The following is a 16,104-nucleotide window of genomic DNA, read 5'->3' as shown; positions in this document are numbered from 1 at the left end:
CTATCCCCTTAAATTTTTCTTTAACAATGCCATATCATCAAATGCCCTGAGCTCACCGGCAATCTCCTGTGTTAGCTCGTGGCCCTTGCCTGCCACCAGAATAATGTCTTTCTGACGCGCAATGATGCATGCAGTGCGGATGGCCTCTTCGCGGCTCACTATGCGCATGGTGCGATCGAGCAAAGGCTTTGGCACGCCCTTCATCATATCATCCAGGATCAACTCCGGATCTTCATCCCTGGGATTATCGGAGGTGAGGATCAGCTTATGGCTGGCTTCAGCAGCAATCTTTGCCATGGCCGGGCGTTTCCCCCTGTCCCTGTTTCCTCCGGCACCCACTACGGTGATAATCTCACCGCCGCCTGTCTGTACTTCATGAATGGTATCCAGCACATTTTGCAGGGCATCCGGAGTATGTGCATAGTCGACGATGGCTGTAATTCCCTTCCCGGACCGAAAAGTCTCAAATCTTCCTCTGACCGGATCCATTTCACTCAGCACGGCTATCACCTCGTCGGGATGATGTCCGAGTAAAACTGAGCTCCCGTAGGTGCAGAGCAGGTTTGAGGCATTAAACTTTCCAGGCAGTCTGATCCATACCTCCCTGCCATTGATCTCCATGGCCGAACCCTCCAGGTGCATTTCAGTGATCCTGGCTCTAAAATCGCACATGAAACGCAGGCTGTAGATATGTTTTTCAGCCCTGCAATTCTGAATCATCACCCTCCCGTTCTTATCATCCCCGTTCACCAGAGCAAAGGCCTTTGCGGGCAACTGGTCAAAAAATCGTTTCTTCACATTCAGATAGGCCCTGAAATCCTTGTGATAGTCCAGGTGGTCCCTGGTCAGGTTGGTGAAGATGCCCCCGCTGAACTTCAGACCCTCCACCCGTTCCTGGTCGATGGCGTGGGAGGAAACCTCCATAAAGCAGTATTCACAACCGCTATCGACCATCTCCCTTAAAACCGCATTGATCCGGAGTGGATCGGGAGTGGTATGTGTGGCCGGCCTGGGCTCCTCACCGATCAGGATCTGAATAGTCGAGATCAATCCGGCCCTGAAGCCCATCCTTTGATGCATCTGATGCAGGAGGGTGGCAATGGTGGTTTTCCCGTTGGTTCCCGTCACACCCACCAGGCTTAGTTCGCTGGAGGGGTGATGGTGCCAGTTGGATGCGGCCAGCGCCAAAGCTTTCCGGCTGTCGGGCACACAGATCACGGGGATGCCGGAACCGGATTCTTCGCCAATCTCCTCACAAAGCACTGCAGCTGCACCTGAGGCAATGGCTTTATCTATATACCGGTGACCGTCGGCCTTCAGCCCCCTGATAGCTACAAAAAGATCCCCCGCTTGTATCTCCCGGGAATCGAAAGTGATCTTCCCGATAAGGGGATCCTGATCACCGTTTAAGGAAGTGATCTCCAAACCCTGTATGATCTCTTTCAGTCTCAATTATCCTTCATTTAAACTCATATTCAATTCTATCATGCTTCCCCTTCGTACCAGGCTCCCCGGAGCCTGCGACTGGCCACGCACCGTACCCCTTCCATTTACCACCACCTTTAATCCGCTGCTTTCCAGCAGGTAAACCGCATCTTTTAATCCCATGTCCACCACGTTGGGTACCAGTTGGGAAGAAATCTCCCTGGAGGAGTAGATGACACCTTCGGGAGTGCTCTGGGTGGAAACCCAGGGACTTTCCTCTCCCTGTTGCATCAAAGGGAGCCGGAGATATTCAAAGGCCGCACTGAGAGCCTCGCTGCTGCCACTCTTGGAATAAGGAGCCTGAAGGTCCTGCCCGGCCAGCTGGATCCGGGCTTTATGCAGCTCGTATTCCCTGACATAGATCCGGTCGGTAATGGCCCGGAATATGGGTCCGGCCACCACGTTCCCGTAATAGATCTGCTGGGAAGGGGCATTGACCACCACGATACAGGAATATTTGGGCTGATCGGCCGGGAAGTACCCGACAAAAGAGGCCTGGTATAATTTGGTATAGCCCTCCTTACTGAGCGAGACCAGCGCGGTACCCGTTTTCCCTGCAATCTTATAGTGGCTGTTGGCCAGGTTCCTGGCGGTCCCGTTTTCCACCACTCCTTCCAGCATTCTTTTTACCTGTGTCAGGGTTTCCCTGGAACAGATATGATTATTTAACACTTGGGTCTCCCCCCGTCTGACTACTTTTCCATGAGAACGGATCTCTTCGAGGAAGACCGGCTTTACCATCTTCCCGTTGTTGGCCACCGCATTATAAAAGGCAAGAATCTGCATGGGTGTCAGCATGACCTCGTATCCCATAGACATCCATGGAAGGGAGATACCCGACCACTGTTTATTATCGGGATACTTGATGTCGGGCTGACCCTCTCCCTTGATCTCTATACCCAGCTTCTGGTTGAGCCTCATCTCATAGAGGCGGTTGACGAAACGTTCCGGATTCTCTTTATAGGAGGCATCGACTGTTTTGGTTATGCCCACATTGGACGACACCTCAAAAGCGCGCTGAATGGTAATCTTTCCCAAAGCCTCATGCTGGCTGTCCTCCACCTTATGTCCATAGAAATAGGTCACCCCCGTTCCCACATCCACGATATCGTCGGGCCGGACATGGCCATCCTCCAGCAGGGCAATGATGGAGACCAGTTTGAAAGTGGAACCAGGCTCTGTGGACTCCCCGATGGCATAATTGTAATCCTCGACGTAGTCGCCGTCCTCATCCCTGGAGAGGTTGGCAATAGCCCGTACCTTCCCGGTCTCCACTTCCATCAGAACTACCGTACCATGATCGGCCCCATGCCGGTTAAGCTGTTCATAGAGCGCATTCTCGGCCACATCCTGGAGATCCAGATCCAGAGTGGTAACCACATCCTGGCCATCTTCGGGCTCTATTTCGTTGGCGCCATTGATAGGCATCCAGTCGTCACCACGGATCTTTCGCATCAACCTGTAACCCTCAATACCTTTCAGTTCGGTATCGTAAGCTCCCTCAAGTCCTACCACGCTTTTATATTCATCTTCCATGAGATATCCGATGGTTCGGTAAGCCAGCCAGTCATAAGGAGTGTCCCTGCGGTTTTGCTGAATATACTGGACTCCCCCCCGGAATCTTCCCAGCTTATAGATAGGGAATTGCTTCACCTGCTGCAGCTGGGTGTAGGTGACATTTCGTTTTACCAGGTAGTAACGGTGTCCGTTTTCCCGCGCCCTGACCAGTTCTCTTTTATAGGTGGTCCAGTGGCGGTCGCCAAAGAGTCCGGAAAGGGACTTTGAAAGCTCATCCACCCCGGCATCAAAAATATCCCGGGTAAAGGATTCTGAACGGAAATCCATCCGTATCTCGTAATAGGGGACCGAAACGGCCAGCAATCTGCCATCGGACGAATAGATGCTCCCCCGGTTGGGTTCGATCACCATGTGACGGATGGTACTGTTCTCCTCCCGGGCCCACTTCTCCTTCTCAAAAAACTGAAGGTGCAGAGCTTTTCCCAGAATCAGAAGGGCAATCATCAAAACTCCCAGATAAATCAGGGAGGTCCGAATCAGTATATCCCGCTTCAGTGACATCTTATTCTTCGGTTTCAATCAGTTGTTTTGGGGGCTCCAGATTCTCTTCCAGACTCAGTCCATACCGGTTCACCAGTTGCTTTACCTCCGACTGCCGGCTGATTCTTACCAGTTCTGAAGAGGTAGAGATTGATTTTGCCCGCATCTCTTTCACATCACTCTGCAGCTGATTCAGACGAATCACCGTCTTTTCCGCATGATTCCTGTTGGCGATAGAAAGAAAAGCGATCAGAACCAGCAGCAGGATAAAACGGGACTGTTTGATCACCGCTTTGCGGGTCAGTACATTTCCATCCACCAGGTCACGAAAGGAAAAACTCTTTTCCTTCTCCTCGACAGACTGGTCAAATTCTATGTTCTTCCTGTCCCTGCTCATAGTCCGGTTCGTTCAGCAATTCTCAGTTTGGCACTCCGGGCCCTGTTGTTCTCCTTAATCTCCTCTTCCGAGGGGGTAATCACGCTCCGGTTCACCAGTTTCCAGGGCGATTGAATATTTCCATAAAAATCCTTCTCTATCTCACCCTCCAGATTCCCCGACCGCATATAGTTTTTCACGACCCGGTCCTCAATGGAATGGTAAGTAATCACCACCAGCCTGCCTCCTGTATTCATACAGGCTGCCGTCTGTATCAGCATCTCCCTGAGAGCCTCCATCTCCCTGTTTACCTCGATGCGCAGGGCCTGATAGACCCTGGCCAGAAATTTACTGGGATGCTGCCGGGGTATAAACCTTCTGAGCACCTCCTCCAGGTCCACGGTCGTTTCAATGGCACCCTGCATCCTCGACTCCTCTATAGCACCGGAGATCGCAGATGCGTTTCCAAGCTCTCCGAATGATTTGAAGATTCTGACCAGCTCTTCCCGGGGGGCCTCATTCAACAACTGCGACGCAGTCCGCCTGTTGCGTACATCCATTCGCATATCCAGTGCAGTATCTGATTTGAAGGAAAAACCCCTCCCGGGCTGGTCGATTTGAAAAGAGGAGATACCCAGATCCGCCAGAATACCGTCTACTTTCTCAATGGCATGATATCTCAGGAAATGTTTTAAGTATCTGAAGTTTGCCCCGACAAAAATGAGCCGCTTGTCATCCGGAACATTGGCCAGGGCATCCTGATCCTGATCAAATACCACAAGTTTGCCATTTTTACCCAACTTTTTTAGAACTTCGAGGGAGTGTCCCCCCCCTCCAAAGGTCAAATCAACATAAGTGCCCTTTGGTTTAATGTATAGTCCGTCGATGCTTTCATGCAATAATGCTGGCTTATGATAGCCCATTATTATTCCTGTTCATCAATTGTTCCACCTAATATTTTCTCGGCCATGGCTGCAAAATCATCATCTGCCGCACTGACTCTTCCATACTGCTCAGAGGCCCAGATTTCAATCTTTCCGGACTGACCCGCCAGAACCACCTCATCACTGATTCCGGCATATTCCATCAGACGCTTTGGAAGAAGCATCCGGTTATTGGCATCCAGAGATACCTCAGCGGTCCCGGAAAAAAACATCCTGAGAAAACGTGCATGCTCTTTATTGTAGGGATTGGTACGCGAGCGTATGATCTTATTCTGCCGCTCCCACTCATCCATGGGATACAAAATCAGGCAGTTCTCGAACAGATCACGTTTCAGCACAAACCCATCGGAAACCATCTCTCTGCACTGCTTTTTAAAAGCCGCCGGAAAGGAGAGCCGTCCCTTTGAATCGAGTCTTACTGTATAGTCTCCGATAAACGTAATCATAGGGTTATCACGGGTTTAAGGATAAAAGTAATACTTTTTCACCACTTTGTACCATTTTACCCCACTTTTTCCCACTTTGTTAATAACTTATCTTTTAATACTTTTGTCTTTGCACTATAGAGCGGGATAGCCCTTAAGCGGATACCCATGGACGAAAAAACTCACAAACTTAACTTTAAGCCAATCAATATCAAGGACTTATTCATGGATAAGAATCCCGGAATGGCCCGCTGGATACCTGGCTTTGTATACAGGCTTTTGTCCCGCATTCTCAGGATCGATTTTATGAATGATCCCATTCTTTACAACCATGGATATAAAAAGGATGTGGACTTTGCCATGGCTTCCATTGAAGTCTTCGGTGTAAGCCTGGAGGTCAAGGGAAGGGAACATCTTCCCCCGGAGGGACGCTTTATTTTTGTGGCAAACCACCCCCTTGGGGGCTTCGATGGTATGATGATAATCAGTGAGTTATCCAAAAACTACCCGCATCTGAAAGTCCTGGTCAACGACTTGCTGACCAATGTGAAGAACATGGACGGCATTTTTGTACCCATCAATAAGCACGGGGCCCAGGCAATCGAAAATGTCCGGCGTATCCAGGCCATTTTTGAGTCCGACCAGCAGGTGATGACCTTTCCGGCCGGCCTGGTTTCCCGGCGGAAAAAAGGAATAATCAGGGATACACAGTGGCAAAAGAGTATTATTACCAAGGCGGTACAGACCAAAAGGGATATTATCCCCATCCACGTTACAGGCCGGTGCTCTAATTTCTTTTACAACCTGGCCAACACCAGAAAATTCCTGGGAATCAAGGCCAACATGGAAATGTTCTTCCTTCCCAACGAATCCTACAAACACCGCAATAAACATTTTGTGATTACTTTCGGGAAACCGATTCCTTATTCTACATTTGATAAGCGCCATACAGCTCTTGAGTGGGCTGCCCTGATCAAGGATTATACCTATACCCTGGTTGAAAACCCTGAAGGAGTATTCAGCGAAATAACCACATAAGCTGTTAATCATGAAAATGAAAGATATTATACCTCCTGTTCCCCTGGAAGCCCTCAAAGCGGAACTTACTCAGGAACGGTTGATCCGAAAAACAAATAAAGCCGGGAATAAAATCTATATCATTAATGCCGAAAATTCCCCCCATACCATGAGGGAGATCGGGCGGCTCAGGGAACTATCCTTCCGGAATGCCGGGGGCGGTACAGGCCTGGAATGCGACCTGGATGCTTTCGATACCGGCGAGAAGGCCTACCAGCAGCTTATTGTCTGGGACCCTGATGAGCAGGCCATTCTTGGAGGATACCGTTTTTATATCTGTGATCCCGGAAAATGCATTAAAGACGGAAAAGTGAGGCTGGCCACTTCCAAACTTTTCAACTTCTCAGACGAGTTTGTAAAAAACTATGTCCCGCATATGATTGAACTGGGACGCTCCTTTGTTCAACCCAAGTACCAGAGTACTTCCCTGAGACGAAAAGGCCTGTATGCACTTGACAATCTCTGGGACGGTCTGGGAACCCTGGTACTCGATTATCCCAGTAAGAAATATTTGTTTGGAAAAGTGACCATGTACCTGCACTATCATCAGATGGCCAGGGATATGATCCTCTTTTTTCTGAACAAGCACTTTCCCGACACAGAAGGTCTGGTTACTCCCAAAGAACCTCTGACAATGGCCACAGACAGGGCCAAACTCACTGCAATCTTTAAAGGTCAGAATTATTCGGAGGACTATAAAATCCTGTCCAAAGAGGTGCGGGCATACGGGGAAAATATTCCGCCCCTTATAAATGCCTATATGAATCTTTCGCCTTCCATGAAAACTTTTGGCACGGTTCTGAACAAAGGATTTGGTGATGTAGAGGAAACCGGGATCATGATCACGGTCAATGACCTCTACAAGGCCAAAGTGGAACGCCATGTATTAAATTATGTGCCCAAGCAACTGCAAAAGATCAGGAATATCAGGAGAAGAAACCTGAAAGTCCAGAAACTGATTACCCGATTCCATATTTCCAAACGGAGATAAAAAGGTCGCTGTAAGAAACAGACCGCTGCCTAATAGGCCCGGGTATGGATTCCGTGAATATAATTCAGGAAAGAGGTGCTGACCACTTTGTTTCCTCCCGGAGTAGGATAATCGCCGGTGAAATACCAGTCGCCCAGATCATCCGGCACCGCCTTATGCAGATTTTCAATACTCTGGTATACGATGGTCACCTCGGCCTTCACCTCCGGATCCGTTAGCATCTCGGCGATTTTCCTGCTCACCTCCTGCCTGGTGAAGGGCTTGTAGATATCCTTCACATAGTTGACATACTCTTCTTTGGGAAGGCCCCTTTGCTGATCGCACTTCTTATATACCTCATTAATCACATGCTCCATCTCCTTCTCCTTCAGCAATTCGATGGCCGCCTGGAAGGCGGCAAAATCTGCCAGTCTGGCCATATCTATGCCATAGCAATCGGGATACCGGATCTGGGGTGAGGAGGAGACCACCACGATCCTTTTGGGCTCCAGACGGTCCAGAATCTTGATAATACTCTGCTTCAGCGTGGTGCCCCTGACAATGCTGTCGTCGATGATCACCAGGTTGTCGAGTCCCGGCCGGATAGTCCCATAGGTAATATCGTAGACATGGCTTACCATATCTTTACGACCCTGGTCCTGGGAGATAAAGGTCCGCAGTTTCAGGTCCTTAATGGCCACTTTCTCAATGCGGGCCCGCTCCTTCATTACTTTCAGGATATCCTCCGGACTGCACTTCCCTTTCAACTTCATCAACTCATCCATTTTCTTAACGACCATGTGATCCTCAATCCCCTTGATCATCCCGTAGAAAGCAGATTCGGCCGTATTGGGAATAAAGGAGAAGACCGTGTCTTCCACCTCGTAATCGATGGCCTCCAGAATCTGGGGCACCAGAAGTTCGCCCAGTTTCTTTCGCTCACTGTATATCTCCCTGTCACTTCCCCTGGAGAAATAGATGCGTTCGAAGGAGCATGATTTCTTTTCCTGCTCCTCCCTGATACGTTCCAGGGAGATCTCACCGCTTTTTTTCACCACCAGAGCGTGACCCGGAGGCAATTCTTTCACCTGCTCAAATTCCACATTCATGGCTGTCTGAATGACCGGGCGCTCTGAAGTGACAATGACGATTTCCTCGTCATGATAATAAAATGCAGGCCTGATCCCCCAGGGATCGCGCATGGCAAAAACATCCCCGTGACCCATCATTCCGGCCACGGTGTACCCGCCGTCCCAACGCCTGCTGGCTCCTTCCAGAATCTTGGCCACATCCAGGTTCTTCCCGATCTGTCCGGTGATGTCCCTGTTTGAAAAACCCCTGGATTTGTAAAGATCAAAGAGCCTCTGGTTCTCATTATCCAGAAAATGCCCCACCTTCTCCAGCATGGTCACCGTATCGGAGTATTCCTTTGGATACTGGCCCAGGTCGACGAGAATATTAAACAGTTCATCCACATTGGTCAGGTTGAAGTTTCCGGCCAAAACCAGGTTGCGTGTGCGCCAGTTATTCTCCCGCATGACGGGGTGAAGGTTATCCGGATTATTGGCCCCGAAGGTGCCATAACGCAGATGACCCAGGTAGGCCTCTCCGACAAAGGGCAGGTTCGTTTTTGCCCAGTTTGGATCCATAAAGGTATCCGGATGCTGTTTCTCTTCCTTTCCGAAGCGGGAGTAGATCTTCCTGAAAATTTCATTGATGGCCGAAGAACCGGTTTCCCGGAGGTGGTTGAAATACTTGTTCCCCGGGGGAACATCCAGTTTCAGGCTGACCAGGCCCGCGCCATCCTGTCCCCGGTTCCGCTGCTTCTCCATCAGCAGGTACAGCTTTTCCAGTCCGTACCTCCAGGATCCATGCTGTAGCTGATAGTATTCCAGCGGCTTAAGTAAGCGGATCAGTGCAATGCCACACTTGTGTTTTAACTCGTCAGTCATATAACAATCCGCTATTCAGTACTCTTTAGATTAATATAATCCGAAACAATAATCGGGTTGGGGAAATCCTTTTTTATGCGATCGTTCAATTTCAGTGCCTCGCTCCTGGTGCGGCAGTCTCCGATGTAGACTTTGAAAAAAGGTTCATCATAGCGGTTATAGGCATCCAAACCCCGGTAGAGAGAAAGAAACCGGGCCCTGACCCGCTGCTGTTCTTCCTTGGCACCAACCCCACTTCCGGAATAGATCCGGATCCGGTAACCCGGCACACCGGTGGATCCCATATTCCTGGCTATCATTTTATTATAATTAGCCAGCAGCTGGCTGTCCAGTTCCAGGGTCACCTGGCCACGGGGGCCCTCCTCCATCAATGACTGCAGCAGATCGCCCTGAGAGCTGTTCTGCCCGTCCTGCGCCTTTACCAGTGTGATGGAAAGAAAAATAAATAAGATAGCTGCGAAAAAGCGTGTCATCCTGATATTTTGTGGGGACAAAATTAATCAAATTTGCCCACTGTTTGTCAATCCATTAATAAATTGATTACATTCACTTGATGCAGAAGGAAGAACGCAGAAAAATGAGACGCAGAGGAGTGCTGGCCGGTTTAACCATGATTCTGGCAGTGGGCAGCTATGTGACCTCCCTTCTGCTGGATTTCAATTTTGTAAGTCCTTATGCCACCCTGGAGGAGGACCTCTCCTATCTATTCACCCACCAGCAAAACCTTCAGATTAGTGTCTGGGCCTGGCTGGGAACCTCCGTCATCACTTTCCTGTCCATTCCACCTTTCCTGCAGCTCTTCCATAAAAGGATGAAATTTTTTCACTATGTTATTGCCTTCTGCCTGCTGGGTGCTGCATTGGGGTTTCTATGGATGGGAAAGGCCGGAATTCATCTCTACCAGGAATTGGGCGATGGGATGCAAACCGCTATGGAGGAAACAGATGAGCAGATATGGATCAGGCTGCTGGGACTTTTTCAGGAGGAACAGTTCTACAGGCGAATTGGAAGCAGCTTTGTTGGCCTGTTTGCGATCGGGCTGGCACTTACCCGGTTCAAAATCAAAGGGGTTCCCCTCCTTGCCGCGGCGCTAATGATCCTCTGTGGACCAGCCATGATTTATTTCAACTGGTCCGATCCCGATCACGTGATCAGAACCGCTGCCATGGCTGGCATCATGATCGGGGTATCCACCTTTTCGGTAAGAATAATTAACAGGGGCTTATAGGCCAACTCCGGGCGTCCTATTCCATGGCATCGGAGAGTTCGTCTGTGATGTTCAGGTTGTGCCAGACCGATTGCACATCGTCATCATCTTCAAACTCCTCAATGATCTTCATGATTTGTAAGGCCTGCTCCACGGAGAGGTCCACCATATCATTTGCGATCCTCTGAAGCTCGGCGCTTTCCGGCTCCAGCCCCATTTCCTGCAGCTTTAACTGTACACTGTGAAAGTCCTCCATGGGCGTGGTGATCATAAAAATATCATCTTCCAGTTCAAGCTCTTCCACACCCGCATCGATAAGTTCCAGCTCAAATTCATCGGGATCCAGGTTTCCTTTGGCCAGACTAATGATCCCTTTTCGCTCGAACATGTAACTGAGCGATCCGTTGGTTCCCAGTTCTCCGCCACGCTTATTAAAGATGGCCCTGATATTGCTTACGGTCCGGTTCCGGTTGTCGGTCAGACAATCGACAAACACCAGGATGCCATGGGGAAGTTTCCCTTCAAAGCTAAGTTCCAGAAACGAAGAGTTGTCTTTATCTGCCTTGTTAATCGCCCGCTGGATGGTATCCTTGGGCATATTCATCCCCCTGGCATTCTGAACAGCGGAGCGTAGTCTCGGATTAGATTCTACATCCATACCTCCCTCGCTGGCTGCCACCGTGATTTCTTTGATCAATTTGGTGAAAAGCTTTCCTCTTTTGGCATCATTGGCGCCTTTCTTGCGCTTGATAGTCGACCATTTGCTGTGTCCTGACATAATTCTGAATCAATAATTTATTGCAAAATTAGAAAAATGCCGCTCTTTTAAAAACATCAGCGCCGGATCACCTGAACTCCGCCAAAAACCACATCCACCTTGATATCAATGGAGGCTGTATCCGGACGCCAGGAGTCACTTTCATAGGTGCTGGTGCCAAATACGGCATTGTTGCCTCCCGGCAGCTCGGCCCCTGCAAACACGGCATCGGCCTGGATCCTGACCGGCTTATCCCGCGGAATAATAATCTGAGTACCTCCGAAAACCGTGCTTACCTTGGCCCGAAAACTACCCTGCTCCAGGTCCACATTGGTAAAATCATACACCCCCTTGCCAAACAGCACCGTGTACTCCTTACCCGATTCAGGATTGTCGTATACCCGTTCATTGAAAATTGTTTCCTCACTTTTAAAATGCCCGGGCGATATTAAGAATTTACCAAAGATCACTTTCAATCCAAGCACAACCAGGAAAATCCCAATCAGAACTTTAAATACCGGGAAGTCTACATGAAAGACCACCTTTATGATCAGGGCCACCCCCAGAAGGAGTAAAAACGCCCCCCAAAATAATCCTGCTCCCATTTTCATTTGTTTAAATTTATAAATAAGACTTCATTATCTATTGCAAGTATAAAGCATCTTTAAGCACTCGAGAAGCTTAAATCGGTAAACTGTTTCAAATTGCCGGTCAATGGTCTTTTTTCTACCTTTGCGTCCATGTCAAAGCGCAAGCTCTATATAGAAACCTATGGCTGCCAGATGAATGTGGTGGACAGCGAAGTGGTAGCTGCCATCCTCCAACAGCATAATTACCAGGTAACTGAAACCCTGGATGAGGCCGACCTGGTGCTGGTGAATACCTGTTCCATCCGGGACAATGCCGAGCAGCGGGTCAGAACCAGGATACGGGAATTTGGCCGCCTCAAAGAGCTGAACCACAGCTTTAAGGTTGGAGTGATCGGCTGCATGGCAGAACGGCTCAAAGAGAAGCTGCTGGAGGAAGAAAACACGGTCGACCTGGTAGTGGGGCCCGATGCCTACCGCGATCTGCCTTCCCTGCTGACAGAGGTGGAAAGCGGTCAGAAGGGCATCAATACCCTCCTGTCGCTGGAGGAGACTTACGGCGATATCCGGCCGGTCCGGATGGACCGCAACCACGTGACCTCCTTTGTGGCTATCATGCGGGGCTGCAATAATTTCTGCGCCTACTGCGTAGTACCGGGAACCCGGGGCAGGGAACGGAGTCGCGATCCGGAAACCATCATCCGGGAAAGCACCGGGCTCTTTGAACAAGGCTACCGGGAAGTAACCCTGCTGGGACAAAATGTGAATTCCTACCGTTGGAAAGAGGACGGCAATCTGATAAAATTCGAGGAGCTGCTGGAAAGAGTGGCGGGAATCAACCCGGCGTTCAGAGTGCGCTTTGCCACCTCACATCCCAAGGATATGTCGGATGAGCTGCTGAAAGTCATTTCACAATATCCCAACCTGTGCAGGTCGATCCACCTTCCCGTGCAGTCGGGCAGTTCCACCGTACTAAAAAGAATGAAGCGAAAGTATACCAGGGAACATTACATGGACCGTATTTCGGCCATCCGTACCTACCTTCCGGAGGCCACGATCTCCACAGATATCATTGCCGGTTTTTGCGGGGAGACCGAAGAGGAGCACCAGCAGACGCTCAGCCTGATGGAGTGGGCGGACTATGACTTTGCCTATATGTTCAAATACAGTGAACGACCAGACACCTATGCGGCCGACAAATTAAAGGATGATGTTCCGGAAGCAGTCAAGACCCGCAGGCTGAATGAGATCATAAAGCTGCAATCGAGACTTTCCCTGAACAGTAAGAAAAAGGATCTTGGAAAGACCTTTGAAGTGCTGGTGGAGGGCACTTCTAAAAAATCGGAGGAGCAGCTTTTTGGACGCACCTCCCAGAATAAGGTAGTAGTTTTTCCAAAAAGGGACCTGAAGCCGGGCGACTATACAGAAGTTACAATTTACGATTGTACTTCGGCTACCCTGATCGGATCCTAGTCCAGCTCCATCAGTATCTTTTCTCCGGTATTCGCGCAGCTGATCATATCAAAACGGTTCCCCAGCTCCGTCAGCTTAATGAGTTCCATGACCTCATCGGTGATATTGCTGAGTTTAAACTGGCTCCCGGCCTCCCTGGCCCGGTCGGCAAGCTCCACAAGCACATGAAAGCCGGCAGAGTCGATAAACCGAACATCATCCAGATTAAAAACCACGCTTACACCGGGTGTTTCGACCAGTTCAAGCAACTGTTGCCTGACCAGCTCTGAAACCAGGATATTCAGTTTGTTTACCTGGAACAACTCCACCCGGTACTGATTATCGTCTTTTGCAATTTTTAGCATCTCTCTATGTGGGTCACAAATATACAGGTACAAAGTAACGGGCATCTTTTTCACCCCGAAATTAAATGCCGCAAAGTTATGCACAAATAATCATTCTGAGAGTGCTTCAACAATCCGAGCCTTCTGGCCACCGTTTCTGTATGGATCACTCAAAAACCCCCGGATACCATTCCAAGGCATTGCTGTAAAAGATTTTCCGGAGAACTTCTTCATCCAGGTCCAGTCCCATGAATGCATGCTCCACGTTCCGGGAGCTCATCAGGCTGTCGCCGGCAAAATAGGCCCAGTCGTAATGCCACTCCTTCTCCAGCCATTCAATCCTGTTCTCAACGTTGTTATCGGTGACCCCCAGGTCGGTGGCATAAAGGATCCGGTCCTGGAAGCGGATCATAAATGCGCGGACCTTCTCTCTATCCTGGACCTGGAGATGGCAAACCCGGGCTGCCAGGTCCACTGCAAAATTGGGATAGCGTTCCAGCCTTCCTGCCAGCACATCCACATCCCACTCCAGGCTGCCCAGGTGGGCCCCGATCATGTTCAGGGCGGGGTAGGTAGCCAGCACATGATCCCTGGATTCCATCAGCCTTTCGTGGGAGGGATAATCGGGATGCAGGTACATGTGGTATTGCGGGTTGTTGGTGAAGTAGCTCTTATCGCCGTTTACGGTCATCGAATCGACCGGAAGCCAGCAGTTCCTCGGTTCTCCGATATGGGTCAGCAGTGGTTTTCCACTGGCCTGCATAAAACTCAGCACAGGCTCAAAAAGGGGATCATCCAGAAAAACAAAATGTCCCAGACTGTCGCGAAAGGTCATCCCGATGTCCTTCCAGATCTTAAATCCGGAAGCACCCCGGTCCAGATCCTCCCGGAGTTTGCGGACCACCTCCTCCGCCCATCCGGACTCCTCAAAACCTTCCATGGAAAAGGTGGCCAGCCAGCTGATATCATCCGGGTACCGGTCCTTCATATTCATGGCATATTCACGCTGTTCATCAATATTCTTCTGGCTTTCGGAGCGTGTATTGATGGTGAGCAGCTTAAACCCTTCCGAACGGGCAAACTCCATGATGGCCGGATCCGCAGTGCGGATATGCACATGGGCATCCGTTTTGGTCATCAGGTGATAAAGTTCCTGCTTACCGGAAGTGAGGGAGCATCCCGTCAGGAAGCCTGCCAAAACAGGAATTAATAGTCTTCTGATCATGATCTGTGCTTTTAATAAGTGCTTAAATCCTTATGTAAATCTTATGCTTATGGAGCCATTGACATATATACCACAGGATAAACAAAACGAGGGCGCTGGTCAGAATGGATGCGCTTAGTGTTCCCATCCAGCCAAAGAGGGCAAAGGTAAAGGGATGCAGGATAGCTTCAATAAAGACCGCCCCGCCCACATGGGCAAAAAGGTATATAAAAAGAGGGTTCATTCCCACCACCCTGAAAAAGACCGACCACTTCTGCCGCTTTTTCATATCAATCAGCCAGTAGGAAAAGGCCAGTGTCAGAAAGGTCCAGCCTCCGGTCACTATAACAAAAGTAGAGGTGCTTATTCTCTTGATAATCGGTGTAATGGGACTGAGACCATACCCGACAACAACACCAATAACCCCGGCTATTATTAAGATCTTCAGCTTTTGGCCCGCCCTTCTCTGGCTCATAAGCAACTGGCCAGCGAGAACTCCCCAGATGGTATGGGCCGTGGTGGGAATGGCATTAAATGAGACCCAGTGTCCATGCAGATCGGCGCCTCCGTATTGCAAATCCAGCCAGGTTCCGAAATTCTCATTGGGCACGAAGGCATGGTTAAAGCCTTCCACCCAAAAACCTCTGTATATAATTTCAGTCAGAGCAATAAGCGCAAAGGAGAAGCCAATCTGAACCCACGGCTTTTTCTTCATGACCAGGAAGGCCAGGATATAAGTCACGGAAAGCTGAGCCAGTACATTCTGAAAACGAAATACGATCTCCCCCGGATCGATGCAGTAAAGCGCCCATCCAAGAAACAGGAGCAGAAAGGCTCTCTGGATGGCATGCCGGGTGATTTGTGCCCGGGAATGGCCGCGCTTTATACGATTCGAAAATGAGTAGGGCATGGCCACCCCCACAATAAACATGAAGTAGGGCTGTATCAGGTCCCAGAAACGAAGTCCGTTCCAGGGATGGTGATGGAACTGCTCAGCAATGGTATGGATGAATGACCCTTCCAGCGAAGGATCGTACAGATAAGAGAACAGGTGGGTAAATTCGGCGATCAACAAAAACATGGTCGCGCCCCGGAAAAAATCAAGCGATAACAGCCGTTCCGGTTTTGGGGAGGAAGATAAATCAGTCATAGCTATCAAAAATAGTGCATAGCTAATTCTAATACAAGCGGTTCATCTTCGGTCGCCGTGCCATGACAGCACCCGAAGGTGAAGACCATGGTGCCGGAAACATGGTGCAGGGCAGA

The 16,104-nt window shown here is 49.7% G+C and carries 16 protein-coding genes; 4 read left to right on the top strand and 12 right to left on the bottom strand.

What is annotated here, in order from left to right; genetic code table 11:
* The 5 genes from P1P86_07330 to mraZ are packed head-to-tail and all read right to left on the bottom strand — an operon-like array spanning position 1 to position 5,309.
* Positions 1-1,452: a UDP-N-acetylmuramoyl-L-alanyl-D-glutamate--2,6-diaminopimelate ligase gene (locus tag P1P86_07330; GenBank protein MDF1574988.1), complete on the bottom strand. Its 1,452-nt coding sequence runs from the start codon at positions 1,450-1,452 to the stop codon at positions 1-3.
* Positions 1,453-3,564: a penicillin-binding protein gene (locus P1P86_07325; protein MDF1574987.1), complete on the bottom strand. Its 2,112-nt coding sequence runs from the start codon at positions 3,562-3,564 to the stop codon at positions 1,453-1,455. It abuts the gene before it with no gap.
* A 1-nt stretch (position 3,565) separates the two neighbouring features.
* On the bottom strand, positions 3,566-3,940 hold the full coding sequence (locus tag P1P86_07320; GenBank protein MDF1574986.1) for an FtsL-like putative cell division protein: 375 nt from the start codon (positions 3,938-3,940) through the stop codon (positions 3,566-3,568).
* On the bottom strand, positions 3,937-4,842 hold the full coding sequence (gene rsmH / locus P1P86_07315) for a 16S rRNA (cytosine(1402)-N(4))-methyltransferase RsmH (protein MDF1574985.1): 906 nt from the start codon (positions 4,840-4,842) through the stop codon (positions 3,937-3,939). The genes P1P86_07320 and rsmH overlap by 4 nt, the downstream gene beginning before the upstream one ends.
* 2 nt (positions 4,843-4,844) lie before the next feature.
* Positions 4,845-5,309 (bottom strand): division/cell wall cluster transcriptional repressor MraZ, encoded by a 465-nt coding sequence (mraZ, locus tag P1P86_07310; protein MDF1574984.1) that lies wholly within the window; start codon positions 5,307-5,309, stop codon positions 4,845-4,847.
* Between the two features lie 147 nt (positions 5,310-5,456).
* Between mraZ and P1P86_07305 the strand changes: the two genes are divergently transcribed.
* A complete protein-coding gene (locus P1P86_07305) occupies positions 5,457-6,326 on the top strand; it encodes a 1-acyl-sn-glycerol-3-phosphate acyltransferase (GenBank protein ID MDF1574983.1) in 870 nt (289 codons plus the stop codon).
* 16 nt (positions 6,327-6,342) lie between these two features.
* Positions 6,343-7,356 carry a GNAT family N-acetyltransferase gene (locus P1P86_07300; GenBank protein ID MDF1574982.1) on the top strand — a complete coding sequence of 338 codons (1,014 nt, stop codon included), beginning with the start codon at positions 6,343-6,345 and terminating at the stop codon, positions 7,354-7,356.
* Positions 7,357-7,385: 29 nt separating this feature from the next.
* On the opposite strand, the gene P1P86_07295 is transcribed toward P1P86_07300, so the two are convergent.
* The gene (locus P1P86_07295; protein MDF1574981.1) at positions 7,386-9,287 is read right to left on the bottom strand and encodes an amidophosphoribosyltransferase; all 1,902 of its coding nucleotides are present in this window, start codon (positions 9,285-9,287) and stop codon (positions 7,386-7,388) included.
* Positions 9,288-9,298: 11 nt separating this feature from the next.
* Positions 9,299-9,760, bottom strand: coding sequence for an SPOR domain-containing protein (locus tag P1P86_07290; protein ID MDF1574980.1), 462 nt, complete (start codon positions 9,758-9,760; stop codon positions 9,299-9,301).
* Between the two features lie 104 nt (positions 9,761-9,864).
* On the opposite strand from P1P86_07290, the gene P1P86_07285 reads away from it, so the two are divergent.
* Positions 9,865-10,515 (top strand): hypothetical protein, encoded by a 651-nt coding sequence (locus P1P86_07285; GenBank protein ID MDF1574979.1) that lies wholly within the window; start codon positions 9,865-9,867, stop codon positions 10,513-10,515.
* 16 nt (positions 10,516-10,531) lie between these two features.
* On the opposite strand, the gene P1P86_07280 is transcribed toward P1P86_07285, so the two are convergent.
* Positions 10,532-11,272, bottom strand: a complete 741-nt coding sequence (locus tag P1P86_07280; protein ID MDF1574978.1) for a YebC/PmpR family DNA-binding transcriptional regulator — start codon at positions 11,270-11,272, stop codon at positions 10,532-10,534.
* Between the two features lie 56 nt (positions 11,273-11,328).
* Positions 11,329-11,862, bottom strand: a complete 534-nt coding sequence (locus P1P86_07275) for a LiaF-related protein (GenBank protein ID MDF1574977.1) — start codon at positions 11,860-11,862, stop codon at positions 11,329-11,331.
* 129 nt (positions 11,863-11,991) lie between these two features.
* On the opposite strand from P1P86_07275, the gene miaB reads away from it, so the two are divergent.
* The gene (gene miaB / locus P1P86_07270; protein MDF1574976.1) at positions 11,992-13,311 is read left to right on the top strand and encodes a tRNA (N6-isopentenyl adenosine(37)-C2)-methylthiotransferase MiaB; all 1,320 of its coding nucleotides are present in this window, start codon (positions 11,992-11,994) and stop codon (positions 13,309-13,311) included.
* Here the strand turns inward: miaB and P1P86_07265 are convergent.
* From P1P86_07265 to P1P86_07255, 3 genes are all read right to left on the bottom strand, one after another.
* Entirely contained in the window at positions 13,308-13,739 is a 432-nt protein-coding gene (locus P1P86_07265; GenBank protein MDF1574975.1) for an STAS domain-containing protein, read from the bottom strand. The two genes, miaB and P1P86_07265, sit on opposite strands and share 4 nt — an antisense overlap.
* Before the next feature lie 61 nt (positions 13,740-13,800).
* Positions 13,801-14,859, bottom strand: coding sequence for an amidohydrolase family protein (locus P1P86_07260; protein MDF1574974.1), 1,059 nt, complete (start codon positions 14,857-14,859; stop codon positions 13,801-13,803).
* Positions 14,860-14,881: 22 nt separating this feature from the next.
* Positions 14,882-15,988, bottom strand: a complete 1,107-nt coding sequence (locus tag P1P86_07255) for a DUF5009 domain-containing protein (protein ID MDF1574973.1) — start codon at positions 15,986-15,988, stop codon at positions 14,882-14,884.
* Positions 15,989-16,104 lie beyond the last annotated feature (116 nt).

This window comes from Bacteroidales bacterium, from assembly GCA_029210725.1.
Classification (GTDB): domain Bacteria; phylum Bacteroidota; class Bacteroidia; order Bacteroidales.
Note: the sequence above shows the minus strand (reverse complement) of the source record. Positions and strands in the feature narration are given on the sequence as shown.

Excerpts from the sequence above, each read along its gene's own strand:
- P1P86_07305 (MDF1574983.1), top strand. The coding sequence starts at position 5,457 with ATGGACGAAAAAACTCACAAACTTAACTTTAAGCCAATCAATATCAAG.
- P1P86_07290 (MDF1574980.1), bottom strand. The coding sequence starts at position 9,760 with ATGACACGCTTTTTCGCAGCTATCTTATTTATTTTTCTTTCCATCACA.
- rsmH (MDF1574985.1), bottom strand. The coding sequence starts at position 4,842 with ATGGGCTATCATAAGCCAGCATTATTGCATGAAAGCATCGACGGACTA.
- P1P86_07285 (MDF1574979.1), top strand. The coding sequence starts at position 9,865 with ATGAGACGCAGAGGAGTGCTGGCCGGTTTAACCATGATTCTGGCAGTG.
- P1P86_07275 (MDF1574977.1), bottom strand. The coding sequence starts at position 11,862 with ATGAAAATGGGAGCAGGATTATTTTGGGGGGCGTTTTTACTCCTTCTG.
- P1P86_07260 (MDF1574974.1), bottom strand. The coding sequence starts at position 14,859 with ATGATCAGAAGACTATTAATTCCTGTTTTGGCAGGCTTCCTGACGGGA.
- P1P86_07280 (MDF1574978.1), bottom strand. The coding sequence starts at position 11,272 with ATGTCAGGACACAGCAAATGGTCGACTATCAAGCGCAAGAAAGGCGCC.
- mraZ (MDF1574984.1), bottom strand. The coding sequence starts at position 5,309 with ATGATTACGTTTATCGGAGACTATACAGTAAGACTCGATTCAAAGGGA.
- P1P86_07295 (MDF1574981.1), bottom strand. The coding sequence starts at position 9,287 with ATGACTGACGAGTTAAAACACAAGTGTGGCATTGCACTGATCCGCTTA.
- P1P86_07320 (MDF1574986.1), bottom strand. The coding sequence starts at position 3,940 with ATGAGCAGGGACAGGAAGAACATAGAATTTGACCAGTCTGTCGAGGAG.
- P1P86_07325 (MDF1574987.1), bottom strand. The coding sequence starts at position 3,564 with ATGTCACTGAAGCGGGATATACTGATTCGGACCTCCCTGATTTATCTG.
- P1P86_07255 (MDF1574973.1), bottom strand. The coding sequence starts at position 15,988 with ATGACTGATTTATCTTCCTCCCCAAAACCGGAACGGCTGTTATCGCTT.
- P1P86_07300 (MDF1574982.1), top strand. The coding sequence starts at position 6,343 with ATGAAAGATATTATACCTCCTGTTCCCCTGGAAGCCCTCAAAGCGGAA.
- miaB (MDF1574976.1), top strand. The coding sequence starts at position 11,992 with ATGTCAAAGCGCAAGCTCTATATAGAAACCTATGGCTGCCAGATGAAT.